The organism is Nitratifractor sp. (genome assembly GCF_015487065.1).
Lineage (GTDB): Bacteria > Campylobacterota > Campylobacteria > Campylobacterales > Sulfurovaceae > Nitratifractor.
In genome coordinates this window covers 25,623-49,846 of record NZ_WFQN01000137.1, presented here as the reverse complement: position 1 = coordinate 49,846, position 24,224 = coordinate 25,623, and the positions used below count along the sequence as shown (strand labels likewise).

The following is a 24,224-nucleotide window of genomic DNA, read 5'->3' as shown; positions in this document are numbered from 1 at the left end:
TGTCTTTGCGGCGAAGCTTGACCGACTTTCCCATTTTGACGAAGGGGATAGAGCGGTTATAGACCTGCTTTCTCCAGTAGCTTGGAGTCTGTCCATATTCCTTAGCCGCCTCGTCAACGCTGAGCAGCTGTTTAGGCTTTTCGGGCCGGGGCTGAAAGTGCCGAAGCCGTTCATCGATGGCGTTCTTTACATGGCTCTCGACGGCGGATAACAGGGAATTGATGTCGATGATCGCGGGGGTCTTGACTTCCATATCTTCACCTTTTGTAATGGTTTAGGATATGGAAGTGTAGAATTATGGGCCACCCGTGAACATCTAAAAAACGTATTAAAAAATGAGAATTTTTTTGGAGGTTATTTGAGGAGCGTGAACACTCTACAGATATTATCCGCTCGATAGAAACCGGTTTTGCATTCGTCGATTAGTTGCTTTTTCGTAAGATCCTGGGAGATATCTATCAGCGCCTTCATGTCGAGATATTTAGTATCATCTACATTATCGAGAGATGCCAAAATTTTGTCCAGTTCTGATCTCGATTCTTTCAGATATGGGGCAATCTCCCCCAGATCCTTCTCTACTCTTCGGATCGTTCTTTTCAGGCGTGCATTTCTATTTTTATCGCCGTCCAATACTTTGAAGTTCGCCAGGATCAACTGGGCTCTATGAACGCCGACTAAAACTTCAATCGCCTCACAAATAGTTTTGATATCATCGAGTCGGGTATCTGTAGCTTCAATACCCAATTTCTCGGCGATAAGCTCGCTAAGTTCCAGGATCACGCTGCTTTCCCAGCCTTCCGATCCATAGCCGGAGAGAAATAATTCATATACAGTATAGTAGGCAGCCATTCTTGAAGTAATCTCGGCTATAGCCAAAATGATTCTCAGGTCTGATGCTTCACCACTGATAGCATTTTCAAGACGCTCCAAAATGTATCCGTAGTAAGTTGTTTTACTATCGAGTTTTTCGGCTATCTCGATGTCAAATTTTACGACTTCAACAATTTCTAACAGTTTCTTTAGTGTAGCCTCTTCCAGGTGTGATCTGTTCATTCCCCGATCTTCCTAAGCAGTCGATCCGTCACCGCTTCCGCCGTCTTAAGCGATAGCGTCGAATAGCGGGCGGTCGTGGTGGCGTTGTTGTGTCCCAATACCTTCCCGATGGCCTCCAGGGAAACGCCGTCATTAGCCATCAGGTAGCCGATGAGGTGGCGTGTGTCGTGGATCCGCATTCCCAGCACGCGGGCGGTGGCGGTCACCCTCTCCCAGTGGCGGCGAAGGGTTCCCCGGTTGATCTTCCCGCCGGTCGTTTTCGCCCGGAATACCAATCCCCGATGATATTCCGGCTGCTGCTCCAGCACCTCCAGGAGATAGGAGGTCAACGGATAGGCCATAGTCCGCCGGGCTTTGTTGTATTCCGCCTCGATGATGTAAACGCCCTGCTCCCGTTTGACGTTCTGCCATTGAAGGCTCAGCACTTCGTTTAGGCGTCGCCCGTGAATGAGAAAAACGAAGATCCCCCGATAGAGCGGGTCGGGGTAGTCCAGGATCGCCCGGAATAGTTGGCGGGCGGAATCTACGTCCATCTCGAAATAGCGCTTATTGTCAAACTTCGGGATATTCAGTTTCGTTGCGGGGTTATGGGAAACGATATTGAGGTCTATCGCGTAATTGAAAAAGGGTCTCATATAGTCCTGGATGTTCTTTGCCGTCCGTGGTTTGCCTCCGTTGGCCAGGATCCGATTGACGATCCCCTGAAGATCGCGTGTCGTGACCCTCTTGATCTGCTTAGAGCCGATATAGGGCTCGATGTGCTTCCCGAATATCAGGCGTTGGATCTTGACGTTTTCGGGCGATAGGGAACTCTCTTTGAGCCGGAGGTAGTCTTCCCATAAAGCCTTGAGCGTTTTCGCGCCCTCCTGGCTGATCGCGCCCTCCTTGAACTGTTGGAGCAGCTTGACCCGCTCGGAGGCGGCTTCTTTAACCGCCCGTCCCATCGTCATGGCTTTGAAGGTGAGCGTCTTATGTGTCTGTCGGCCTGAGACTTTCAACCTCAACACCAGCTCGATGGCCCCCTCTTTGATTTTGCGGTAATCCACTTCGGAGATACTTCGCTTCTCTGGGAAACGGGAATAGAGATCCTTGTAGTAGATGCCTGGAGACCCCTCCACCTTTTTCAGGTTGTCATAGAGTGCCAATTCTGACTCCTTTTCCAATGGGTAGCACCATTGGGTAGCACTTTGGGTAGCACTTTTTTGCGCTAAAACCGTATTACATCATAACAAGTTATAAAAAGAGTTTTCCTTAAAATGGGCGTTTATAGGGGTAGGTATCAATTCAGATAAGGGGGATTAATTGGATTTAGGATCCAGTGCTTCGGCGTGAGAGTTCGAGTCTCTCCGTCCGCACCAGCTTCTTTTTTTACGTCATCTCCAGGCTCATCAGATACATCTCTTCGCCATCGATGATTTCCGTTTGGATACTTTCACATTTCGGGCAGGCGAGATTCAACTCCTCCAACGTCACCTCTTGACCACAGTTCTGGCATTGGATCACGATCGGCTGGATCTTCATGACAAATTCAGCCTCTTCGCAGATCGTCCCCTCTTTGAAGGTATCAAATGCCGTTTGCAACAAATCGGGCTCCACGCCGCTCAAGACCCCGATTTTGGTGACTACTTTAGTGATTTTTGTAGCGCCATGTTTGTCCGCGTGGCTTTCGCACTGATCAAGCAGGGCTTGAACTATCGAGTATTCATGCATTGTTTGAACCTTTCGGGGGTTTTGGTGGGGCAGAGCTTGTAAACAAATTCCCGGCGTAGCGTATGGAAAGAGCTGTTTGGATCCCAAAACTCCGGGTGCATGATCTCCAGCTCCTTTCGCTTGGCCGCATCCATCGTCCCCTTTTCCTCCGATAGTCGATCGACTTTGGCATCCAGCAAATCATAAAAGCGATCTTCGTCATCTCTCAAGGAACGGCAGTAGACTTTAAGGGCTTTTTCATACTCTTCGGGGGGCAATAGCTGATCGATCATCCCGATGGCATGAGCTTTTTGGGCACCAAGGGGCAAACAGGCATCCAGAAGCGTTTCGGCAGCCTCTTCACCGATGCGGTGGGGGAGTGTGTATGTGTGGTATTCGCTGCCGCTGAGACCCAACGTTTTGTAATGCGGATTGAGCACTACCCCCTCACGTGCGACGACAAGATCGCACGCCATCCCTAAAAAAACACCTCCGGCACCTGCATTGCGTCCAAAAGAGGCCACCGTCAGCACCTCTTCGGCATAGAGGATCGAGGCGATCAGATCATTCATGGCATTGATATTGCTCCAGCCGTCTTCGCCTTGCTTTTTGCTATCTTCGAGGATATTGAGATGAATCCCGTTGCTGAAAAATTCGTTGCCGCCCATCAGTACTAGAACCTCGCAGCGCTCTTTGAGGTAATCGAAGGCGTATTTGAGGCGGATGCACTGATCGGAACTCATGGCGCCGTTGTGAAAATCAAAGTGCAAATAGGCGATGCCCTCTTCCTCTTCGGCCCAAATTTCATGAAAGGTTTCGTAACTACGATCGAAAATCAGTGGAATGCGCCGCTCTTTGACCCCTGCGATACGATCTTTTAGCACGTAGGTAGCAGGAAGTTTGAAGCGGTGAGGCTCTTTGAGGTGGCTGTTCCAGACCGCACCGTCGCGGGTTTTGAGGCAGATTGCACCGTTTCGTTTGGCCAGTACCGTTTTGATCGGCGCATCGGCGAACTCCGCTCCCAGGCGCTCCTCTTCGTGGGCGCCGAAAAGGTAGCACGGCATCCCGGCAATCTCGTCCAGTACGCCGGGCAGGGAGTCGCTGAGGTTGATTTTTTTGATGATTGTCTCGGTATCGTCTCTTTCCCAGTCGATGGAGCGCTCTTTTTGGGTGAAACGTGCATGCATCGGCGCTTCGATTTGGGAGGTTCGTTGACCGCTTTCGTGAGCCGCCAAAAGCGTTGGCAACAATGCCGCCGCGGCTTGGGTCACCTCTTGGCGGTAGATGGACGCTTTGGTGGCCCCTGGACGAATTTCAAAAGCCGCTTCGGCCAAGATATCGCCGCTATCGAGCGCTTCGGCAGCCTCGAGCCACACGGCACCCCACTTACCCTCACTTCTGCTTAGAGCATGTTCCAAAGAATCGGGCCCCCGATCTCCTCTGGGACCGGGGTGGAAGATGTAGGTAGGTCGAAGGGTATAGACCTCGGGCGGAATGTAGCGAAGCAGATAGGGGGCCAGCACGATTTCGGGGTTGTGTTCGAGCAGCTCTTGACGAATCTGTTCGGGATGGATGGCATAGACGACACACACTTCATGCCCCATATCTGCAAGGCGGCAAAAGACGGCCTGCGAAAGGGAATTGAAAGCCGAAACCAGCAAGGCAATGCGCATTTTAAGCTCTGAAGTAAGAGTTTTGAATAGCCGCTTTGCGGCTTTGATAAAAAAGACTGCCGACTGCCGATTTGGCACTGCCGACTCCATTCAAATGACAAAGAGGGGCGAAACCCCGTTCAAACGACAAACGACGCATCCCTTTCATTAGCAGATCCTCGGCAGCAGTTCCCCGGTAGGCAGTTCCAAAAAGCGTCGCGTTCCCCACTCGCTTTCTAGTACCACACGGCCGGGATGACTCGTCGTGACCGTACCGATCAGCGCCGCACTTTCGCAACCCGAGAATGCTTCAAGGATCTCCAGGGCCAACGGCACCTGAGTAGGATCGAGGGCCATGACAAAAGTCCCCTCGTTGGCCAATGCCGTGGGCTCAAAGCCTAGCATTTCGCAGATCCCCCGCACCTCTTCGCTCACGGGAATCGCCCCCTCCTCCACTTCGATGCAAAGCTTGTTGGCTGCGGCCCACTCATTCAGTACCGCCGCCAAGCCGCCCCGGGTGGCGTCGCGCAAGGCGTGGGGATGGATGCCGGCATCCAGCAGGCTCGCCACCTGGGGCCAGAGTGACGCGCAGTCGCTTTGCAAGCTGCTCTCCATCTCCAACCCCTCTCGGGAGACAAAGATCGTCGCGCCGTGGCGGCCGATGTCACGGCTGACAATGATGGCGTCACCCTCTTGGATATTGTGTACGCCAATACCCGGTGCCTGCACTTCGCCGATACCCGTGGTGTTGATAAAAAGCCCGTCCACCGTCCCTTTGGGGACCACTTTGGTATCGCCGGAGACGACGATCGCTTCGTTTGCAGCCAGTTCTTTTTTCATGCTGCGCACGATCCGCTCCAGCTTTCTAGCTTCAAACCCCTCTTCGACGATGACCGAAAGGCTAAGGTATCTGGGCGCCGCTCCCATCATCGCTAGATCGTTGCACGTCCCGCAGATGCTGAGCTTGCCGATGTCACCGCCGGGGAAAAAGAGGGGCGAGACGGTGAAACTGTCGGTGGTCATGGCGGGATTTTCCAGCGTCGGCAGCAAGGCGGCGTCCTCGCCGCGGTCCAGAATCTCGTTGCCCAGGTGCTTCCAGAAGATCTCGTGAATGAGGGCTTGGTTCTCCGCGCCGCCGTTGCCGTGGGCCAGGGTAATAGTCTTGGTCATTTGAGCAAATCTCCATATTTGTAATAGGCCGCGCAAGCTCCTTCACTGCTGACCATGCAGCTGCCCAGGGGCTTTTGGGGCGTGCAGGCGGTGCCGAAGACCTGGCATTCGGTCGGTTCGGCCATGCCGCGCAAAATATCGCCGCAGATGCAGAGTTTGTGGTCTTCGATCTCTTCGATAGGCAGGATGTCGAGATAGACCGTTTCCGCGTCGATGGAGGCATACGCGTCCCGCAGCTTCAGGGAACTATCCGGGATATTGCCCAAGCCTCGCCATTTGAAAAGGGGGCGTTTTTCAAAGTAGTGCTCGATCTGCTTCTGGGCCGCCACGTTTCCTTCCATCGTCACGCTACGACGGTATTGGATCTCCAGTTCACAACGATCCTGCACAAATTGTCGCACCAGCATCAACACCCCTTCCATCACATCCACCGGCTCGAAGCCGCTCACCACCACGGGGCGGCTATATCTTTCGGGGAATTCCTTGTAGATTTTGGCCCCGGCGATGACGCTGACGTGGCTGGGGCCGATGAAGGCATCGATGCGGTTGTTGTAGCTATCGATGTGCTCGTCGCGGCTGTCGATGAGTTCGCGCATCACCTCGGGCACGGTGACATGGTTGACGTGTACCAGCAAATTGTCCAGCCCTAGTTTCTCGGCCCGGGCGATCATCGCCGCTGTCATGGGGGTGGTGGTCTCAAAACCGATGGCAAAGAAGATCACCTTTTTGTCGGGGTTTTCCTGGGCGATCTTGATCGTATCGAGCGGGCTGTAGACGAAGCGCACATCGGCACCCCGGCTTCTGGCATCCTGCAAGCTGCCCTGCGAGCCCGGGACTTTGATCATATCCCCCAGGGTCACCAGGATCACACCCTCTTGCATCGCCAGGATGTAAGCGTGATCGATCCGTTCCTTGGGCATGATGCAGACCGGACAGCCGGGCCCGTGGATGAATCGGATATTTGGGGGCATCAACTGCTTGAGACCGTACTTCATGATGGTATGGGTATGCCCGCCGCAGACTTCCATAATGCGAATCTCGCGATTTAGTTTTGCCGCCTCTTCATGAATGAGCCGTGAGAGGGCCTTGATCGTCGCCGGGTCGCGAAAATCGTCATATAGATTTTTAAGTTCCAGCTTCACAGTTGTCTCCATCCAGTATCGCCTGCCGCCGCTCTTCTTCGTCCATCAAAGCCAATATCTCCTTGTAGGTTTCAATGGAAGCCAGGGCATCCTCTTCGCTGATGATATTCATAGCAAAGCCGATGTGAATGAGCACATAATCGCCCACCGTCACCTCATCCTCGACAAAATCGATCCCCACTTCCCGCTGTACCCCCATCGTATCGACCACGGCGGTGGCTTTGGCTTTGTCGATCTTGACCACTTTACTCGGTATCGAAAGGCACATAAGATCTCCTATCGCATTTTTCGTTTGAATTCGATCCAGTCGATCACATGCTGAATTGTTTCGGGCTCTTTGATATTGACCTCCAAGATGTCCACACCGGGCTTGATCCGCCGGGCTTGGGCCTTTTCGTGCTCGATATCGTAATCGAAGTAGGGCAGCAGATCGGTTTTAGTAATGAGCACCAGATCGGCCTGGCGGAACATGACGGGATACTTTTCGATCTTGTCGCCGCCTTCGGGCACGCTGACCAGCACGATATTCAGGTGCGTGCCTACATCGTAACTGGCGGGGCAGACCAGGTTGCCCACATTCTCGACGAAACAGACGTCTATATCATCCAACGGCATCTCGTGGAGGCCCTTGTGAACCATGAAGGCATCCAGATGGCACGCGCTCCCTGTCGTGATCTGGTAGGCTGGGATTCCCTTTTCCCGGATACGGTCGGCATCCCGGTTGGTCTCCAGATCCCCCTCGATCACCCCGAAACGAAAGGGGGCCGTCTCGGACATCTTCTCCAGCAGTGTCGTCTTGCCGCTGCCCGGCGAGCTCATCAGATTAATCGCCAGCACCCCGTGACGGTCGAAATGCTCCCGGTTGTGCTGCGCTTCGTGGTCGTTTTTGTCCAGAATTTTGCTGATCACCTCGATGGTTTTACCATCGTTAAGCTGCGGATTGTGGTGCAGCGTCTCATGAGCGGCTTGATGGGTATGGCTGTGATGCTCGTGGTCGTGGTGATGATCGGTGATGCTACAGCCGCAGTCTTTGCACATGGTGACTCCTTTTCAAAAATGTAGATGGTAGTGGGAATGGACAAATTTTTTGTGTCGGTGCTTGTGCTTGTGAATCAGGTTGGCTTGAACCAGCAAATCGATGTTTTCCATGAGAGGTTCCTTATCGCCGTCATAGATGATGCGATGGCTCTCGTCCAGCACGACAGCCCGTCGACAAGACTCGTAGGCTACGCTCAAATCGTGCGTCGCAAGGACGACGGTAGTATCCAGTTCCCAAAGCAGATCGATCAGCCACCCCGTCGTTTTGGGATCCATCGCCGTCGTGGGTTCATCCAAAAGCAAGAGTTTGGGCTCATAGGCCAAAATCGACGCCAAAATCAGCTTTTGCTTCTCGCCGCCGCTGAGTTTCAGGGGAGATTTGTCCAAAAGAGCTTCCAGAGCGAAATTTGCGGCGATTTTGCGGGTGCGCTCTTCGATATCTTCAAACCCGAATTCCCTCAATGAAAAGGCGATTTCATCATAGACCGTAGGGTTGAAGATCATCGCGTCGGGATTTTGAAACAAAATACCCAGATCGGGGCGCAGCTGTTTGGCCGATTTTTTGTCGACTTGCTTATCTTGAAAGAGGTAGGTGCCCTCCGTGGGAAAATAGAGTGCCGCGAGGATGCGAAGAAGGGTCGATTTACCGCTGCCGTTGCTACCCAGCAGCGCGACTTTTTCCCCCGCTTTGATCTTCAGGCTCACGCCGTCGAGTGCGGCGGTCTCTTCGTATCGATAGGAGACGTTTCGCAACTCAATCACGGAAAAATCCTCGCGCTTTCATCGCCAGAGTACGTTCGTCGGCATCGTAGAGGGATTTTTCCAAAAAATACTCGAACGTTCGTGCGATGAATCTGGGATTTTTGTCTTTGAGGCGCAATCCTCTCGAGAGGTACGCCAGCCGAAAATCCTCGAAACTTTTTTTGTAGGAAACGATTTGCGACAAAGCGATCGTGGTCAAATAGCTCAAATCTTTGGAAAAGCCCATCAGTCGGACAATGGAGTGACGGCCGAAAAACCAAAAGACGAAATAGGTCAGCACATAGACTTTGAGGTTGATATAGAACAGGTACTCCCAGGGAGTCTCGTGCCGCCACAGGGCCATCGCCGCATATCCCAGGCTGAGCCCCAGATTGAAGATCAAAATCGAGCGCAGCACGCGAATCGTCAAGGGTGCGATTTTGGGAAAGCTCACGATCCATAGCGTTATCAGCGCCGCAAACAGGTAGCTTAGATGATGTAGACTCAACAGCGCAAAAAAAGCGACGACAAAAAAGACTCTGGCAAGGACGATATTATTTTTTTGCAAGGATTTTCCCTATTAGCATCCAAAAAAAATAGATCAAAACTACCCCGACGGCGGCACTGATGTAGTACCCCGTCACACTACCGGTTCCCGGTGCCGAATAATCCGGAAGTAGGGGGTGAAGAGACAGAGAGAATTGTTTCATCCCCTCGGGGATGAAACCCAGTTTCTTGGCGTAATAATCTACATCCCACTCTCCCCAGGCCTCCGCATCGGTCAAAAGCCCCAACGGAACAGACACAAGCAGTACAATGACAAGAAGCCATACCTTTTTGGCCGTCATTCCCGTTCCTCCCTTTTTTGCAAGAAGGTGTAGACAATTTGGGTGAACACCCCCTCGATCACTCCGAAGATCAACAGATGCGCTGTCATCATCGCCGGTATTGTCACCTCCGGACCGAAGGGAAAATAGAGCGGTTTCCCCGACGCATCGCTGAAAAGCCAGGGCTGGATACCCAGAATCACGGCATCACACAACGCGGCGACATTGATCGAAAACCATCCTGCGATGAAAGGGGCGTATTTCGTCTTTTCCTTCAAAGCGTTGTAAGCATAGTAGCCGGCAAATGCCGCAACGAAGGCCATGTCAAAGGCGTTGACGGCCCAGGTGGAGATGCCGCCGTCACCAAAGACGAGGGCTTGAATAAGCAGCACGAAAGAGACGGCGACAAACGCAACCCACGGCCCGAAAAGTATCGCCAAAAGCGCCGTGCCGATAGCATGTCCGCTCGTCCCCCCGGGAACGGGAATATTGAACATCATGATCAGAAAACTAAGCGCACTGAGCGATCCGAGCAAGGGGACGGTCTTTTCATCGAGAAAAGATTTGAGTTTTTTAAAGCCGTAGGTCCACAACGGGATCATCACCGCGTAGCTTGTCGCGACTGTAGCCGGCGAAAGATACCCGTCGGGAATATGCATATACGCTCCTTACTCGACTTACTGAATGATCATTCAGTTTGCTCTGTATTCTAACGCGTTATCATAAAAAGATCATGAAAAATATTAATTCTTCGATAAAAACCGGACCAAGGAAAGGGGAGCACTGCCCCTTTTGCGGAGCGGAAAAATTTTATGAACTATCGGACGGACGATACAAATGTGCCGTATGCAAACGGCGCTATGCCCCCAAAAAGCGGCAAAGGGAGAGGAGGCTTATTCAGCTATTTTGCCGTGAATACAGTGCGCTGCAGGCGGCCAAAGAGGTAAACATCAGTTATGTAACGGTCAAAAACTATTTTGACCGCATGCGCCATCTTCTGCCGGCATTGCTCGAAGCCGATTACGAACAAAACCGTGATCAGATTACCGAATATGACGAATACTTCTACCTCGATCACTCCAAACGTAAGAACAAGAAATGTATTTTTGATGCGCATAACCTGCTCACATTCGACTATGGAGGAAAGGTCTATTCGATCCTGATGCCGCCTCTGGATCGCTACAAACAGGCCTTTTTGGATGACCGGTTGGAGGATCTTTATTACCGGGAGTTTTCCCAATTCCTGAATCTCCACCGTATCGCAAAACTGAAGAGCCGCGAAAATACCATTGTGCGCTTTTGGCGTTTTTTGGACGAACATATGAAGCTCTATCGGGGCGTGCATCGCGAGAACTTCTTCTACTACCTCAAAGAAGCGGAGTTTTTTTTCAACTATCCGATGCCTTATCGGGAAGAGGTGTTGCGAAGCTTGGCATCGGAATGCAACGCATAATGGAGTTGTCCCAGGGCGACGGCCGCGTCGTTGGGCGGCAACAAACGAGAGAGCATGAGCCGATCGGCAAAAGAGCTTTTCAGGCACGCTTGCATGAGAGTGCGGTTTTGAAAGACGCCGCCGGCCAGGACGACGGGCAGGTCTGAATAACGTGCGGTGAATCGAGCTATCGCGTGAACGAGAGCCGCGATGAACGCACGACCGGCATTTGCTTCCCCCACCGCCAATGCATGAATCAACGGTTGCCAGTTGATCTGTTTTCCGTCAACGGCCAAAAGGCTTGCGTCGGTATCTTCGTGATCACAGCCCCAGGCTTCAAGCCGCAAACCGCTTTCCCCTTCGTAGCTTTGGATTTGACAAACGCCTGTCAGTGAAGCGACGGCATCGAACAAACGTCCCATAGAGGTGGTTAGCGGTGCGTTGAGCGCCTTTTGCCATGACTGATGGAGCAGACGGATTTCGGCGGGCAGAAAAGCTTTGACCGTCGGGTTGTCCATGGCCAAAATCTCATCCAGATCAAATAATTCAAAAAGTAGAGCCAATGCTACACGCCGGGGCTCTTTGACCGCCTTTTCACCGCCAAGGAGCCGAAAAGGACGTAAATGGGCAATACGTTGGGAACTCTCCACATCGGCGATAAACACCTCGCCACCCCAGATCGTACCGTCCATGCCGTAGCCCGTGCCGTCAAAAGCAAACGCCAGGACCTTGTCACGGTAGTTGTGCTCCGCCATCACCGCCAGGACATGAGCATAATGGTGTTGTACCTGATGAATGTTGGATTTTGGATGTTCGATTTTGAATGCTTTTGTCCATTTTGTCGTTTCATACCCCGCGTGAAGGTCGCAAACAACCGTTTCGGGAACAAAGTCGTAAAATCGCTGGAAGGTTTCGACGGTACGGTGGAAATATTCCATCGATTCGATGCTGTTGAGGTCTCCGATGTGGGGAGAGACGACAACCTTGTTGTCAAGCGAGAAAGCGATGGTGTTTTTCTGATTGGCACCGACGGCCAGAATAGAAGCGGCGCTTTTGGTTTCGAAGGGCAGGCTCAAGGGCGCGATGCCTCGCGCCACACGCAGCCACTGCACCAGATCGCCTACCACTTGTGCCACACTGTCGTCGCAGGCGTTGACGATGTCGCGATCGTGATCGAGTACGGCATCGACGACGTAGCCCAGTTTGCGGCGCAAGGTTTCGCCCTCGTAGATGATGGGTTCATCGGAGAGATTGGCGCTGGTGGCGACGATCGGGCGGTTGAGGCGTTGCAAGAGCAAATGATGCAGCGGAGTATAGGGGAGCATCACCCCCAGCCGATCGATGCCGGGAGCCACCGAGTCCGGCAGATTTGTTGCGTCTTTTCTCCGCAAAAGCACGATGGGGCGCTCTTTGGAAACGAGAAGTTCCCGTTCTTTTTCGTTCAACGCGGCGAGCAATTCGGCTGTTTGCAAAGAAGGTACCATCAGTGCAAAGGGTTTGCTCGGGCGGCGTTTGCGCTCTCTTAGGCGTTGCACGGCCTTTTCGTTCAAAGCGTCGCAGATCAGATGGAAGCCGCCCAGCCCTTTGATCGCCACGATCTGGCCCGTTTCGATCCGCCGGGCCGTCTCTTCGAGAAATCGCTCGCTTGAGGCTTTGATGTCATCGTCGTACGAAAGTTCCAGCCATCGCTCTTGAGCTCTGTACCAAAAATGCAGCATCGGACCGCACTCCCAGCATCCGATAGGCTGGGCATGGTAGCGGCGATTGCTCGGGTCTTCGTACTCTTGTCGGCAAGCGTCGCACATCGAAAACTCGGCCATCGAGGTGTTGGGCCGGTCATAGGGGACGGTACGGAGGATAGAGTACCTTGGTCCGCAGTCGGTACAGGTAATGAAGGGGTAGCGGTATCGGCGGTTTTTCGGGTCTTGCATCTCCGCCAGGCAGGCGTCGCAGAGGCTTATGTCCGGCAGAACCGACGCTTTTTTGTTTTTGTCGGTTTCCGAGTCGATGATATGAAAAGCGCGGAGTCCTTGCGCCGGGATTTCCGTAATCCGAAACGAATCGATGCGTGCCAAAGGGGGAAGCTCCCGTTGTAAGCGGTATCGAAAGCGCATGAGCGCATGGGCATTCCCCTCTACAACAAGAACCACCCCTTCCGTGTTGTTCCGGATCCATCCTCCCAGATTCTCTTCGTGAGCGAGACGATAGACAAACGGGCGGAATCCGACCCCCTGGACAAATCCCGTGATGACGATTTCAAGGGATCGGTGTGTCTGACTAGACACGAAAGCCTTCCTCGATTCTTTGAGGATCCATCGGCATCATGCCTCCGCGCTATCCAGAGCGATTCGGTCGGAGAAATAGGGTTTGGAAATTTGGAATTTGCTCAGGATCCGGCTGAAAAGGACCGAATTGGCGAAAAGATCTCCCATCAAAAGGAAGGTATCGATTTTGTATTCTCGTTTCAATTGCCCCAGGACCGATACTACCATATCCCCATAGGCTTCGAAAATGCTATAGGCCAGATAATGCGATTCGGTACCGGCAAGGCGGAAACTCATCACCGACCCCAGCATGGCGGCATAGTCGAACCCCTCATCGTTGAAATTCATATCGATCTTGAGCCCGCCGTTTCCATGAAACTCCAACGACGCGTCACTGAGGGAGTCGAATCCCGGATTATCAAGCTCCAGGACGATACCCAAGGCCTGAAACAGGTCTGCATCCAACGACTCGGAAAGACGATGGGCCGCTTCGGGAAAGCCTCGGGTGAAATTCTCCAAAAGCCGCCGACGAGTCGGATCCGTCATCATCGCTTCTATAACCGCAGCTGGATCGAAAGGTTCGAAAGTAATGGCCTTTTCCACCCCCATCGCGGTGGCAACGGGGAAACTCACTCCATGGCTTCGACTCAGATAGGCTCCTATAGCTTCCGAAGCCCCGGTCTCACTCCGAACATTGAGGAAACGGTTGAGTACCAGATCGTCATGCAGAGGTTCCAGTGCTGTACTGATTCGGTTATCCCGGACCATATGGCGATGTTCCTGGACCAATATCAGTTCCGGTTCCCCTTTTCGCTCGTCGAAAAAAAGCGTGTCGATACCGCTTTCCTTGGCATTGAGGGCCGCCAAAACGCTTTTGACATTGTAGGGAGCTTTGATGCGGAGGAATTTTTTGCCGGTGAGGGCCTGAAGTTCCGGATCTTTTACGGTGACCTTGAGTGTCGGCTTCTCGATAGAAAAAAGTGCTTTGACCTCTTCGTCGGTGACGAGAAAGAGATCCCGTACTTTCGAAGCGTCACAAAGCAGAACCGTATTGTTGCCGTTATAATGAGGGGAGAAGTAGGTGCTATCTTGATCCTCGTAGATTTCTTCATTGGCATAATGGGCGCAAAGGACCGTGTCATCCAGGTAGCGGTCACTGGCGGGATCGGTGATCTCCTCCAGACAGCGCGGGCAGGGAGCCAGCGCATAGGCGGGGGAGCGAAAACGCTCGGCTTTCGGTTCGGTATCGGCCCGTTCCGTTGTGATCTCTCCCAAAAAGATCGAATGCGGCAGATACTTTTGCGTATAGGCACTGAAACGCTCCAGTGCGGCGGGATCCTCTTCGGAGAGAATCAGTGTGATCGTTTTGCCCTGTTGTTCGACACTCCCTTTGACACCGCATTCATCGATAGCGGCTTGGAGAAAACCGGCGAAATATTTGTGTTCGATTTTGAATTTGATGGTCTGGACGATAGACATAGTAATCCTTTGAATCGGTAATTGTTATTCATCACTCCAATGAGAACAAAGGGGTTGCCCCGATGAAACGTTTGTTTCTTATCCCATGTCTCCTATCTTCCGAGGAGCGGTAGGGTTGGCATAGAAGTCGATCACCGCATCGAGGTTCAGATGCGTAGGTTTCAATCTGTATTCGACCCCGCTTTTTTTCAACTCTTCCAAAGCGGTGTTGACAAAAGCGGGGAAGGCATTTTTGAGCGTATCGCTCAGCCCCGCTTTGACACTCAGGATATCCTCAGGAACGATCCCGATGATATTGACATCGCTGAGATTGCCGTTGAGCGCGGCGATCTCCAGCATCTCTACGATCTCCACCTCGTGAGCGGTCTGTTTGTAGCTCCCCAGCCCCAAAAGCATCTCTCCAGGGATATTGTAAATCGCCCCGGGACCATCATCTTTCATCGTGATCGTATCAAGGATAATTACCTTGTCATAATCGGTGTAATAGGTCATGAGCTGAAACCCCAGTACGCCGCCGTCGACCAGCGTCACATCACCGTCAAAGTCGTAATTTTCCGCCAGATATCGCTGGGCATAGACCCCTACTCCTTCATCCCGAAAAATTACTGTTCCCGCCCCTACAACCGCTATGCGCAACGTTTCCCCTTCGATCAACATTTAAAACGAACAAAGGAGTGCTCCGATATCTTCCGGAGCACTCGATTTTTCGTTTTATTCTTTCTCTTTGACAAATTTACTGCCGCCGAAGACGATGGCGATATCGCCTTCCTGCCAATAGATGTTGCGCCAGACCTGATAATAGATATGGAACATCACCCAGGCGATGAGGAAATACATCGTCATATGGTGACTGATACGCACATCCATGTAGGTACCGCCGGTCACCCCTACGGTCCAGTCGGTTGCCAAGTGAAGCACAGCGGGCCACCAGTCGCCGATGCTGCTATGCCCACTCTCCAGTCCTTGGACGTAAAGCTGCAGTCCTGTAAAGAGCATCCACGCAAGCAACAGATGGAAGATCAGGAAATAGACCGTATTGAAACTATCGGCATGGCTGGAATCGAATTTTTTGACCCGATTGAAGGTGATCAGATTAATAAAGACCGCAAAGAACTCTTTGATATTCTTAGGTGTCGGGATTACTTTGAGAATCGGCTTTTCAAAGCGGCTGAAAAAGTAGAGATAGGCGATAACGACGGAGCTGACATCAAAAATAATGGCAGCGATCAGATGCACCCAACGGTTCCAGGCCATCACATATTTGTCCACAGCAGGCTCGGCAATCAACGTCTGATAGTAGGGGTGCCCGATATAGAGTCCGGTGATCACCGCCGCCACCATACAGATCGCCACCACCCAGTGGTTGATCCGCATAAAGAGCGTCATCCGTTTGACGCGTTTGTATCCGGCTTTCATGACTGCCTCCTTTAGACGCTACAGCTGGTGCTGACTTTGAAACTACCCAGCTCTTTGCCCTTGGTATCGACGATATGCACGGCACAGGCGATACAGGGATCGAAACTATGCACCGTACGCAGGATCTCCAGGGGCTGTTCGGGGTCGGCCACCTTGGTGCCGATGAGTGCTGCCTCGTAGGCCCCCATCCGTCCCTTTCCGTCCCGGGGCGATGCGTTCCAGGTGGAGGGGACCACCGCCTGGTAGTTCTCGATTTTGCCGTCTTTGATCTTGACCCAATGGCCCAGAGCCCCCCGAGGCGCCTCTTCGAGACCGTACCCTTTGGCATCTTTGCTGACGGTATCAAAATCAAACTCCGTCCAGGTGCTTTTGTCTCCCGCGGCGACATTGGCGGCGAGTTCATCGATCCACTCCATCATCACATCTGCCATCATTTCGCTCTCGATAGCTCGTGCGGCGGTACGCCCCACGGTGGAGAAAAGCACATTGGCCGGGGCCGATTTGTCCAGACCCAGCAGATGGCCCAGACGATCCAGGAAGCCCGTCACGTACTTGGTGATCCGCTCGTCTTTTGAAGCGACGCCCACCACCATCCGTGCCAGCGGACCCACTTCGACGCGATGACCGTCGTAGACCGGCGCTTTGATCCAGCTGTATTTCTCCTCTGTTTTGAGATAGGCCAATCCGTCGGATTTTTTCTCCAAGCCGGTATAGTGGGGGTTGGTCGTCCCGTCGAAAGGATGCTGGGGGGCCGGTGCGTCATACCAACTGTGGGTGACATCTTCGGTCACTTTGGCCTGATCGAAGGGGTAAACCTTGCTCAGGTCGCCGTTGAGTACGACACCGCCGGGGAAGAGAAGGCTTGCTTTGTAAAAGTCGTTGTCGTCGAGCCGGAAACCGCCGTAGGCCATATAATTTTTCAGTCCCGCACCGGTACCGTCAAGCGCCTCGTCGGCATAGACGGTACCCGCCATGGCGATATCGGCCAGATAGGCGTTTTTGATGAAGTTCCTGGCCTTGGTAAGAATCGATTTGAACTCGGCGTTGCGGGCAGGATTCTGGATATCCTGGACACAGGTAACCCCGCCGACGACGATGCTCTGGGGGTGGGGCATCTTTCCACCGTAGATCGCCATCAGTTTGGACATATCCCGCTGCATATCCAGAGCCTCCAGGTAGTGGGCCACGCCGATGAGGTTCTGCTCGGGAGTCAGTTTGTAATGTTTGTTGCCCCAGTAGCCGTTGGCAAAGAGTCCCAATCGTCCCTGTTTGACAAATTTCTGCAACCGCTCCTGAACCGCACGCAATTCTCCGGCACCTGTTCCATAGGGAGTATCCGTCCATCTGAATGCCTCTTGGGAGGCTTTAACGGGATCGGCTTTGAGGGCCTGCGTGATATCGATCCAGTCCAGGCCATGCAGGTGATAGAAGTGCACCACATGGTCGTGGATGTAGAGAGCCCCCTGCATCAGATTGCGTACCAGACGGGCATTTTTGGGGATCTTGACGCTGAAGGCATGTTCGACCGCTTCGATGGAACGCTGGTAGTGGGTCCCGGTACAGACGCCGCAAATTCGCATGGCCAAAAGCCCGGCGTCCCGGGGATCACGCCCTTTGAGGATCGTTTCGATCCCGCGGAACATCGTGGAGCTGGCGAACGCATCTTTGATCACGTTGTTTTCGTCGATTACCGCTTCGATGCGGAGGTGTCCTTCGATCCGGGTAATGGGGTCTACGATGATATGTTTGCTGCTCATGATTACTCCTCGTCTTTTTTACCTGCTACTGCACTCGCCGCCGCGTGAATGGCGATACCCACACCCGCTGCTGTCAAAAGCCCCAGGCCAAACTGATCGACCGTTTTTTCCACACCGCCGGTCGGCGCTTTGATATGACTGTCTGCCATGGGACGTTCGGTGGCGTATTTATCCCAAAATTGCGGCTCGGAACAACCGATACAGCCGTGACCGGCACCGATGGGCCAGTTGGTGCCGCTGTTATATCGGACTACCGAGCAGTTATTGAAGGTCATAGGACCTTTGCAACCCATTTTATAGAGACACCAGTTGTTCTGCGCTCCTTCGTCACCCCACTCTTCGACAAACTCACCGGCGTCAAAATGCGCACGACGCTCACAGTTATCGTGAATCCGATAGCCGAAAGCGAACTTGGGGCGGTTGAGGTGATCGAGCTCCGGAATCTGTCCTGTTAGGACGAAGTGCAGAATCGTCCCGGTGATGTTGGCCGGGTTGGCGGGACAAGCGGGGATGTTGATGATCGGCTTGCCTTTGACGATATCCTGAACTCCCACGGCCCCAGTGGGGTTGGGTGCCGCCGCGGGCACACCGCCGAATGTCGCACAGGTTCCCACGGCCACAACGGCGGCACTATCGCCCGCAACCCTGAGTAGATGCTCTTCGAAGGTTTCTCCTTTGGCGCCGATGGTGCACCATTCTTTCCCGGGACCGACGGGAATGGAGCCTTCAACGACACAAAGATATTTCCCCTTGAACGTTTCCATCGCTTCGTCCAGATGGGCTTCGGCCTGATGGCCTGCCGCCGCCATCAACGTTTCATTGAACTCCAGGTCGATCGTCTCCAGGATCAACTCATCGATGGTGGGAGAATCAGAGCGCAAGATCGCTTCGGAGTTGCCGGCACAATCCTGCAGCTCGATCCAGATGATCGGCACCCGGTTCATCAGCTCCGCCGCTTCGGCTACCAACGGGGTGAAAGAGCCCGGCAGCATCAGCATCGCCGTGATCGCACTGGCCCATTTCATGAAATCCCGTCGACTCAGCCCTTCGGCTTCGAGCACCTTGTGAATATCCACCTTGGTCGCCGCAGGTGCCTCCCGCAGCTCACTCAGGCGTTTCTCCATAATTTTCCGCAGCTTGTCGTAATAGGCCTCACCCCGGTTGGTGTTGACCCGTACCCCTTTGGCGCTGAACATTTTGGCCAATGCGTCACGTCTGTCCATCTGATACCTCCGAATGAATAATCATTCACCATCTTAAAAGAGTAAAGCTTACCCTACATTTAAATCGGGGTGATTTTATTTAAAAAAATGTAAAAATTTTAATTTCTTATATATAAATCGGACCGACCCCAGTCAGATCTGTCGTATCAATGGGTTGTACAGACACTGCAGACATCGAAGGATTTGAAAACCAGCTCCGTCGGATCCTCCCGATGCAGGCCGACAAGAGCCTCTTGGGCCACTCCCGGATCCTCCGGTGTGCCGTTTCCCAGATTCCACTGGGTGGGGGTGATGATCTCATACTCCCGAATCTTCCCCTCACGGATCGAAACCCGGTGGATCAGCGATCCCCGTGCCGCTTCGACGATACCTGTCCCCTCTGTCTCGGAGGGGAACGGGCCCGGATCGATCCAGGCCTCCTGGGTCAGATCGATCTCCTTCAAAAGTCTGTCGAGATAGCCGATCAAACGGGGAATTTCACAGATCCTTGCCAAGATACGGGTAAAGAGCGAATCACGATAGCGCCGGTGTGCTTCCCGCACCAGTGGAGTCTTCATCACCATGGCCCGGGCCAGAGAGCCTGTTTCATAGGGCCGATCCCGATAGACGACCTTGCGGGCCTGAGTGCCGGGAACGACGTCCTCTTGTACATAGCGTAGGTCCAGATGTTTCCGCAGACGGGTCCCTACCGATTTCCCGGGACGGAAGAGCCCCTCGCCAAAGACGATGAATCGGTCGTGACTCTGTCCCAGCCGTTCCCAGCCGCGATCGAAAATCCGGCGCATGGCTTTTGGCAGATCGCCGCTTTTGTCCAAGAGCTCTTCGATCCGTTCACAGCGTACGAACTCTTCAAGCTCCACATCCACGACAGTGTGACGAAACAACGCTTGTAAACGACGCAGGCGATGCCGAAACTCCAACAGATCTACCGGAGTGATCTCTCCGCAGATCCCTCCGGGAATCGCATAGCTGGTATGGGGGTACTGCCCCGCCAACAACGCGATCATCTCTCCCGCGATCCGGGCGGGCTCCAGCGCCCGCTTCAGTGGGGCCTCCAGTTCCAGAAGCGGCAGGATCGTCAGATAAAACCATTTGAAATGATTCTGCAAAAGCTCCAGGCTCAGCGTCAATTCCCGGACGTTGCGAGCCTTATCACTGATCCGCAAACCCTCGAAGCACCCTTCCAGGGCCCGCACGGTGGCTATCAGATGGGCATGGCCGCAGATGCCGCAGACCCGCGGATTGATGCTCAAAGCATCGAGAGGATCCCGTCCCTGCAGGATCCTCTCAATATGGCGGCTGTTGAGAAAAAGGATCTCGGCGAAAGTGACCTGCTCTTCTTCGTAGTGGTAGCGGACCTGGGCTTCACCTTCGATCTTTTCGATAAGCTCCAGGCGGACTTCAGCCATTCTCATCCTCCATCAAGGGACGATAAAAACGCTCAATTCGAAATGCTTTGGCGATACCGGCCAGACTCAGATAGGCCCGTCTTGGAACTCCGAGAGGCATATGAGCGGGAATCCCCATATGTTTGGGAGTTCGCCAGAGCCCTTCCCGAGGGAAAGTCGGTTCGGTACATCCCATACAGGGCTGACCGGCACGGGTTTTGGAATTGACGCCGTTCCAGAGGATTTTATTGCAGCTACCATGAGTAAAGGTCCCTTGACAACCGTGTTCATAGAACATACACCCTTCCAGGCGACCGAAGCGATGCTCGTCGATCTTGTATTCAAAATATTCGTTGCGGGTACAGCCGTCATGCACCGTATAGGCGTAGAAGTATTTGGGGCGATGCATCCGGTCCAGCGGAAGAGGCGAAGCTTCTTTCAGCAGCGACAGGGTCCCGGCGAGGATCTCAGGCTGAACCGGACACCCCGGGAGGCTGATACTCTTTTCCCAGAATTCGGTGAACTCTTCAAGCTGCTCCTCGCCTGAAAAGTGTACGCCGTTGCGATCCGCTCCTCCCCGGGCGAAAATCCCGCCGAAAGTCGCACAGGTTCCCACCGTCAGGATCCATTTCGCTTGCGAAGCGTATCGCTCCAGCAGGTGTTGGAAAGGAATTGTGTTTTTCGTCATTCCCTTTTCCAGTGTCCCCTCGACGATCAGCACCTCGACACCGTCGATCCCTTTCTCCACTTCGATCAAAGAGTAGGTGGAAGGTAGCAAAGGATGGTAAAGCCACTCGAACCCCTTCTGCCACTCTTCGAAATCCGGATAGTTGAGCAGAGCGTGGGCATTGCCGTTGCAAGCCAGAGCCGAGAGCCAGAGCAATCGCATCAGGATGCCTTGAGGGCGTTGTAGATATTTTCAGAAATATCGTCAATATACTCTTCCAGTGCCTTGGGGAGAATGTGCTCTCCGTTGAGGAAGACCATGCCCCCCAGATAGCCCATAAAAAGTCCAAAGGCGCTAAAAAAATCCTGGTTCTTCAACTCGCCTTTTCCGACACCGTCATCGAAGAAGATCATGATCTCGGTGACAAATTCGTTGACACAAACCATCCCTTCGCACCCCTCGTGAAAGACCTCCCGGTTGGAGAGATAGACACGCAGAAAAAAGTCGATCATCTCCGGCTCCATCCTGGCGGTCTCAAAGTAGATCTCGACAATTTTCCGAATCTTTTGCTTTACCGGAAGATCGCTTTCGTTGATCTCCCGAATCCTCGCCCCAAGATAGGCGGAGATATGCCGGATGATCTCCTGGGCCAATAGCTCTTTGGAGCCGAAGTAGTTGTAGAGGTTCCCCACACTCATCCCGATGGATCGGGCGATATCCGGAATCGTGGTACTGTAGAACCCTTTGGAGGCAAAGAGTCTCAGAGCCTCATGGATGATGGCCGCCCTTCGCTTCTCTTTTCTGATTACCGTCTGTTCTTCTCTTGTCCCTGCCACCTTGCCTCTTCCTTCATACTCTTGTTGTTGGTCACACCCAATGCCGTCTAATAGACACTCTTCTCTTCAGTGATATTGCGCTCCGGTGCTGTCACATCCATATGGGGCTTGATAGGGACCATCGTTTTGAGATAGTTTTTGATGTATTGGGGGGTCTGTTTGTCAACTTTGTAACCCACCTTGGCCAGATCGTAGTAGACATAAGGGAGATAGTGTTCCCGGGTGACAACAACCCAGGTTTTGGCGTTAGCCCATTTGAACATCGTCGCCGCTCCCTTCTCCCCCACGTGGATGCAGCCGTGGCTCATGGCATTGGTATTGCCCATATGCAGGGCGTGTCCCTGATTGGTGAAGAAGAGGGAAAAATCCATATTGTTTTTGCCGCTGGGATCAGGATGGGCTTTGGACATATAGTAGCGCACCTTGCGCAGGACAGGAAAGATACCCGAAGGAGTCTCGTGTCCTTTGGCTCCGGATGAGATGGAAGCGGCCCACCAGACCACTCCGTCCCGGTCGATGGCATAGGCGATTCCATCAGCTCCTTTTTCCCGGAGAGAAATGACAATATAGTCCTTCCCACTCATATCAACGATCTTCTCTTTACCGTTTTTGTCCACGACCTTGAAATGGGTTTTGTCCAGTGGGAAAACCCGGCTGGCGGGATCTGCCGCCCAAAGGGATACTATCCCGGCCATCAATAGCAGGACCACCATTCGTTTCATCTCTTCTCCTTTTTGGCATTGGGAAATCTTTTGTATAAAAAGATTATAATCGTTTCTCCTGAAATGAAGTGGCACAGTACAATCTATCGAACTTTTGTTACAATCAATTCCAAAAACAAGGAGCATATCATGAGGCGCTCAATTACCTTCTCGTCCCTTACCGGCATTCTGATTACTCTCAGCGGCTGCGGCATACTGACAACCGGGACAATACCGGCACCCGCCAACACTCCCGATTACCAGGCGGGCTACCAGGACGGTTGTACCACCGCTCACGGCGACTATACAAAAAACAGTGAACTTTTTAAAAAAAATCGTGACTATTATGACGGTTGGTTTGCCGGTCGAAGCGGCTGTCAGGGGAAATAACCCCCTGAACCCCGATGAAAATTTTTCATAACAAAGTAAATTGCCAAATGACTTCCTTCGATCAGTACACGTTTTCTCCTCCCGCAAACGGATCTTTCAATGCAGTTTAAATATAAAGGTATCGATCAGTCAGGCAGACGTGTCAAGGGCAGAGTCAACGCCTTGACAGAGGAAGAGGCCAAACAGATCCTCCGTGCTCAGGGGATCTATTATCAAAAAATCCAACCCGCTTTTGAACTCAAATGGAACAGCCTCACACAGCGCAAAATGCCGGGAATGCTCCTAAGCTCCTTCTCGCGGGAACTCTCAAGCTATCTCGGCTCGGGAATGACGCTTTTGGTGGCATTGAAGCTGATGGAGAATCAGCATAAAGAGGAAAAAACCTATTCCGCATTTTTGGGGGAATTGCGAAAGGGCATTGAGGAGGGACGATCCTTTTATCGCGCCCTAACGGCCCAACAGATCTATCAGCTTCCTGATTTTTTTCTCCAAAGTGTCAATGTGGCCGGTCAGAGTGGAAAACTGGTGGAAGTCCTCAAGAATATGGGCGAGTTCTTCTCCGTTCAAAACCGGGTCAAAAAACAGGTACTCAACGCCATGGCCTATCCCCTCTTTATCTTTGTCGTTGCCATGGGGATGACCGGCTTTCTGATCAGTTATGTCGTGCCAAAAATCACGGGGATCTTCGAAGACACCGGCCAGGCACTGCCGAAAGTCACCCGCTTTGTCCTGGGATTGAGTGACTTTTTTTCTCATCATTATATTGCGTTGGGCGTGGGGGTGGTCCTTTTTGTCTTTTTTTATCGGCTCTTTTATACCCGCTGGAGACTTTTCAGAAAAGTCGTCGATCGTTTATTGCTGAGGACACCGGTTATCGGGGACTTGATCCAAAACCACGAGTTGGCACGTTTCAGCTATATTCTCTCACTGATGCTCTCTTCGGGAGTCTCCTACGCCCAGGCGGTGGAATTGGCCGGAACAACCTTTAACAATGCGGCAATGCAGGATCTCTTCAATCAGACGGGAGAAAAAGTCAAAGAGGGCAATACGCTCACGCAGGCTCTGCGCAAATGCAACGGAAAATTCCTCAAACGCAATTTTCTTCAGTCGCTGGCACTGGGAGAAGAATCCAGCGAACTCCCTTCCGTTATGCTGAATCTGTCACGCCTCTACAACGAAGAGAACGAAGACCGGCTCAAAATGCTTCTAAGTCTGATGGAGCCGGTCATGATGCTGGTAATCGGTCTGATTGTCGGGGTCATTGTCATGGCGATGCTGCTGCCCATCTTCAGTATGAATCTTGGTGCGGCGGGGAAACTCTAACTTTCCTATCCCTCCAAAGCCGATTCAGCCACAGCC

The 24,224-nt window shown here is 52.8% G+C and carries 26 protein-coding genes; 3 read left to right on the top strand and 23 right to left on the bottom strand.

The window, feature by feature from the left end; translation table 11 throughout:
- The 13 genes from F8I07_RS07495 to cbiM form a co-directional block, all read right to left on the bottom strand.
- Positions 1-253: hypothetical protein (locus F8I07_RS07495; RefSeq protein ID WP_292657845.1), on the bottom strand; the 253-nt coding region annotated here is incomplete at its 3' end.
- A gap of 101 nt (positions 254-354) precedes the next feature.
- Complete coding sequence (locus tag F8I07_RS07490; protein WP_292657843.1) at positions 355-1,053, bottom strand: hypothetical protein; 699 nt, start codon at positions 1,051-1,053, stop codon at positions 355-357.
- Entirely contained in the window at positions 1,050-2,198 is a 1,149-nt protein-coding gene (locus F8I07_RS07485) for a tyrosine-type recombinase/integrase (protein WP_292657840.1), read from the bottom strand. The genes F8I07_RS07490 and F8I07_RS07485 overlap by 4 nt, the downstream gene beginning before the upstream one ends.
- Before the next feature lie 223 nt (positions 2,199-2,421).
- Positions 2,422-2,763 (bottom strand): hydrogenase/urease nickel incorporation protein HypA, encoded by a 342-nt coding sequence (hypA, locus tag F8I07_RS07480; RefSeq protein ID WP_292657838.1) that lies wholly within the window; start codon positions 2,761-2,763, stop codon positions 2,422-2,424.
- On the bottom strand, positions 2,745-4,415 hold the full coding sequence (locus tag F8I07_RS07475) for an enoyl-CoA hydratase-related protein (RefSeq protein WP_292657835.1): 1,671 nt from the start codon (positions 4,413-4,415) through the stop codon (positions 2,745-2,747). The genes hypA and F8I07_RS07475 overlap by 19 nt, the downstream gene beginning before the upstream one ends.
- A gap of 147 nt (positions 4,416-4,562) precedes the next feature.
- Positions 4,563-5,564 (bottom strand): hydrogenase expression/formation protein HypE, encoded by a 1,002-nt coding sequence (gene hypE / locus F8I07_RS07470; protein ID WP_292657832.1) that lies wholly within the window; start codon positions 5,562-5,564, stop codon positions 4,563-4,565.
- Positions 5,561-6,718 carry a hydrogenase formation protein HypD gene (gene hypD / locus F8I07_RS07465; RefSeq protein WP_292657829.1) on the bottom strand — a complete coding sequence of 386 codons (1,158 nt, stop codon included), beginning with the start codon at positions 6,716-6,718 and terminating at the stop codon, positions 5,561-5,563. Before hypD ends, hypE begins: the two co-directional genes overlap by 4 nt.
- The gene (locus tag F8I07_RS07460; protein ID WP_292657824.1) at positions 6,690-6,974 is read right to left on the bottom strand and encodes a HypC/HybG/HupF family hydrogenase formation chaperone; all 285 of its coding nucleotides are present in this window, start codon (positions 6,972-6,974) and stop codon (positions 6,690-6,692) included. Before F8I07_RS07460 ends, hypD begins: the two co-directional genes overlap by 29 nt.
- An 8-nt stretch (positions 6,975-6,982) precedes the next feature.
- The gene (hypB, locus tag F8I07_RS07455; protein ID WP_292657821.1) at positions 6,983-7,744 is read right to left on the bottom strand and encodes a hydrogenase nickel incorporation protein HypB; all 762 of its coding nucleotides are present in this window, start codon (positions 7,742-7,744) and stop codon (positions 6,983-6,985) included.
- A 12-nt stretch (positions 7,745-7,756) separates the two neighbouring features.
- On the bottom strand, positions 7,757-8,506 hold the full coding sequence (locus tag F8I07_RS07450; protein ID WP_292657818.1) for an energy-coupling factor ABC transporter ATP-binding protein: 750 nt from the start codon (positions 8,504-8,506) through the stop codon (positions 7,757-7,759).
- Positions 8,499-9,053, bottom strand: a complete 555-nt coding sequence (locus F8I07_RS07445; protein ID WP_292657816.1) for a hypothetical protein — start codon at positions 9,051-9,053, stop codon at positions 8,499-8,501. The genes F8I07_RS07450 and F8I07_RS07445 overlap by 8 nt, the downstream gene beginning before the upstream one ends.
- Positions 9,040-9,333: a PDGLE domain-containing protein gene (locus tag F8I07_RS07440; protein ID WP_292657813.1), complete on the bottom strand. Its 294-nt coding sequence runs from the start codon at positions 9,331-9,333 to the stop codon at positions 9,040-9,042. Before F8I07_RS07440 ends, F8I07_RS07445 begins: the two co-directional genes overlap by 14 nt.
- The gene (gene cbiM / locus F8I07_RS07435) at positions 9,330-9,971 is read right to left on the bottom strand and encodes a cobalt transporter CbiM (protein WP_292657810.1); all 642 of its coding nucleotides are present in this window, start codon (positions 9,969-9,971) and stop codon (positions 9,330-9,332) included. Before cbiM ends, F8I07_RS07440 begins: the two co-directional genes overlap by 4 nt.
- A 74-nt stretch (positions 9,972-10,045) precedes the next feature.
- Here cbiM and F8I07_RS07430 point away from each other — a divergent pair, with 74 nt between their 5' ends.
- Positions 10,046-10,765: a transposase gene (locus F8I07_RS07430; RefSeq protein WP_292657807.1), complete on the top strand. Its 720-nt coding sequence runs from the start codon at positions 10,046-10,048 to the stop codon at positions 10,763-10,765.
- On the opposite strand, the gene hypF is transcribed toward F8I07_RS07430, so the two are convergent.
- The 10 genes from hypF to F8I07_RS07380 all read right to left on the bottom strand — a co-directional run bounded on the left by hypF (position 10,717) and on the right by F8I07_RS07380 (position 22,496).
- Positions 10,717-13,029: a carbamoyltransferase HypF gene (gene hypF, locus F8I07_RS07425; RefSeq protein WP_292657805.1), complete on the bottom strand. Its 2,313-nt coding sequence runs from the start codon at positions 13,027-13,029 to the stop codon at positions 10,717-10,719. The genes F8I07_RS07430 and hypF overlap by 49 nt on opposite strands.
- A 36-nt stretch (positions 13,030-13,065) precedes the next feature.
- Complete coding sequence (locus F8I07_RS07420) at positions 13,066-14,487, bottom strand: hydrogenase (RefSeq protein WP_292657802.1); 1,422 nt, start codon at positions 14,485-14,487, stop codon at positions 13,066-13,068.
- Between the two features lie 78 nt (positions 14,488-14,565).
- Positions 14,566-15,123: a HyaD/HybD family hydrogenase maturation endopeptidase gene (locus tag F8I07_RS07415; protein ID WP_292657800.1), complete on the bottom strand. Its 558-nt coding sequence runs from the start codon at positions 15,121-15,123 to the stop codon at positions 14,566-14,568.
- 75 nt (positions 15,124-15,198) lie between these two features.
- Positions 15,199-15,903 carry a cytochrome b/b6 domain-containing protein gene (locus tag F8I07_RS07410; protein ID WP_292657797.1) on the bottom strand — a complete coding sequence of 235 codons (705 nt, stop codon included), beginning with the start codon at positions 15,901-15,903 and terminating at the stop codon, positions 15,199-15,201.
- Between the two features lie 11 nt (positions 15,904-15,914).
- A complete protein-coding gene (locus F8I07_RS07405; RefSeq protein WP_292657794.1) occupies positions 15,915-17,660 on the bottom strand; it encodes a nickel-dependent hydrogenase large subunit in 1,746 nt (581 codons plus the stop codon).
- A gap of 2 nt (positions 17,661-17,662) precedes the next feature.
- Positions 17,663-18,883 carry a hydrogenase small subunit gene (locus F8I07_RS07400; RefSeq protein WP_292657792.1) on the bottom strand — a complete coding sequence of 407 codons (1,221 nt, stop codon included), beginning with the start codon at positions 18,881-18,883 and terminating at the stop codon, positions 17,663-17,665.
- Between the two features lie 146 nt (positions 18,884-19,029).
- Positions 19,030-20,292, bottom strand: a complete 1,263-nt coding sequence (locus F8I07_RS07395; protein ID WP_292657789.1) for a nickel-dependent hydrogenase large subunit — start codon at positions 20,290-20,292, stop codon at positions 19,030-19,032.
- A complete protein-coding gene (locus F8I07_RS07390; RefSeq protein ID WP_292657786.1) occupies positions 20,285-21,160 on the bottom strand; it encodes a hydrogenase in 876 nt (291 codons plus the stop codon). Before F8I07_RS07390 ends, F8I07_RS07395 begins: the two co-directional genes overlap by 8 nt.
- Positions 21,160-21,774 carry a TetR/AcrR family transcriptional regulator gene (locus tag F8I07_RS07385; RefSeq protein WP_292657783.1) on the bottom strand — a complete coding sequence of 205 codons (615 nt, stop codon included), beginning with the start codon at positions 21,772-21,774 and terminating at the stop codon, positions 21,160-21,162. The genes F8I07_RS07390 and F8I07_RS07385 overlap by 1 nt, the downstream gene beginning before the upstream one ends.
- Positions 21,775-21,821: 47 nt before the next feature.
- A complete protein-coding gene (locus F8I07_RS07380; protein ID WP_292657780.1) occupies positions 21,822-22,496 on the bottom strand; it encodes a L,D-transpeptidase in 675 nt (224 codons plus the stop codon).
- A gap of 129 nt (positions 22,497-22,625) precedes the next feature.
- Here F8I07_RS07380 and F8I07_RS07375 point away from each other — a divergent pair, with 129 nt between their 5' ends.
- Together F8I07_RS07375 and F8I07_RS07370 are read left to right on the top strand one after the other, a co-directional pair.
- Positions 22,626-22,865: a hypothetical protein gene (locus F8I07_RS07375; protein WP_292657778.1), complete on the top strand. Its 240-nt coding sequence runs from the start codon at positions 22,626-22,628 to the stop codon at positions 22,863-22,865.
- A gap of 99 nt (positions 22,866-22,964) precedes the next feature.
- Complete coding sequence (locus tag F8I07_RS07370; protein WP_292657775.1) at positions 22,965-24,188, top strand: type II secretion system F family protein; 1,224 nt, start codon at positions 22,965-22,967, stop codon at positions 24,186-24,188.
- Positions 24,189-24,224 lie beyond the last annotated feature (36 nt).

Coding starts and splice junctions, on each gene's coding strand:
- F8I07_RS07490 (WP_292657843.1), bottom strand. CDS start 1,053: ATGAACAGATCACACCTGGAAGAGGCTACACTAAAGAAACTGTTAGAA.
- hypA (WP_292657838.1), bottom strand. CDS start 2,763: ATGCATGAATACTCGATAGTTCAAGCCCTGCTTGATCAGTGCGAAAGC.
- F8I07_RS07475 (WP_292657835.1), bottom strand. CDS start 4,415: ATGCGCATTGCCTTGCTGGTTTCGGCTTTCAATTCCCTTTCGCAGGCC.
- hypE (WP_292657832.1), bottom strand. CDS start 5,564: ATGACCAAGACTATTACCCTGGCCCACGGCAACGGCGGCGCGGAGAAC.
- hypD (WP_292657829.1), bottom strand. CDS start 6,718: ATGGAGACAACTGTGAAGCTGGAACTTAAAAATCTATATGACGATTTT.
- F8I07_RS07460 (WP_292657824.1), bottom strand. CDS start 6,974: ATGTGCCTTTCGATACCGAGTAAAGTGGTCAAGATCGACAAAGCCAAA.
- hypB (WP_292657821.1), bottom strand. CDS start 7,744: ATGTGCAAAGACTGCGGCTGTAGCATCACCGATCATCACCACGACCAC.
- F8I07_RS07440 (WP_292657813.1), bottom strand. CDS start 9,333: ATGACGGCCAAAAAGGTATGGCTTCTTGTCATTGTACTGCTTGTGTCT.
- cbiM (WP_292657810.1), bottom strand. CDS start 9,971: ATGCATATTCCCGACGGGTATCTTTCGCCGGCTACAGTCGCGACAAGC.
- F8I07_RS07430 (WP_292657807.1), top strand. CDS start 10,046: ATGAAAAATATTAATTCTTCGATAAAAACCGGACCAAGGAAAGGGGAG.
- F8I07_RS07420 (WP_292657802.1), bottom strand. CDS start 14,487: ATGTCTATCGTCCAGACCATCAAATTCAAAATCGAACACAAATATTTC.
- F8I07_RS07410 (WP_292657797.1), bottom strand. CDS start 15,903: ATGAAAGCCGGATACAAACGCGTCAAACGGATGACGCTCTTTATGCGG.
- F8I07_RS07405 (WP_292657794.1), bottom strand. CDS start 17,660: ATGAGCAGCAAACATATCATCGTAGACCCCATTACCCGGATCGAAGGA.
- F8I07_RS07400 (WP_292657792.1), bottom strand. CDS start 18,883: ATGGACAGACGTGACGCATTGGCCAAAATGTTCAGCGCCAAAGGGGTA.
- F8I07_RS07395 (WP_292657789.1), bottom strand. CDS start 20,292: ATGGCTGAAGTCCGCCTGGAGCTTATCGAAAAGATCGAAGGTGAAGCC.
- F8I07_RS07390 (WP_292657786.1), bottom strand. CDS start 21,160: ATGCGATTGCTCTGGCTCTCGGCTCTGGCTTGCAACGGCAATGCCCAC.
- F8I07_RS07380 (WP_292657780.1), bottom strand. CDS start 22,496: ATGAAACGAATGGTGGTCCTGCTATTGATGGCCGGGATAGTATCCCTT.
- F8I07_RS07375 (WP_292657778.1), top strand. CDS start 22,626: ATGAGGCGCTCAATTACCTTCTCGTCCCTTACCGGCATTCTGATTACT.
- F8I07_RS07370 (WP_292657775.1), top strand. CDS start 22,965: ATGCAGTTTAAATATAAAGGTATCGATCAGTCAGGCAGACGTGTCAAG.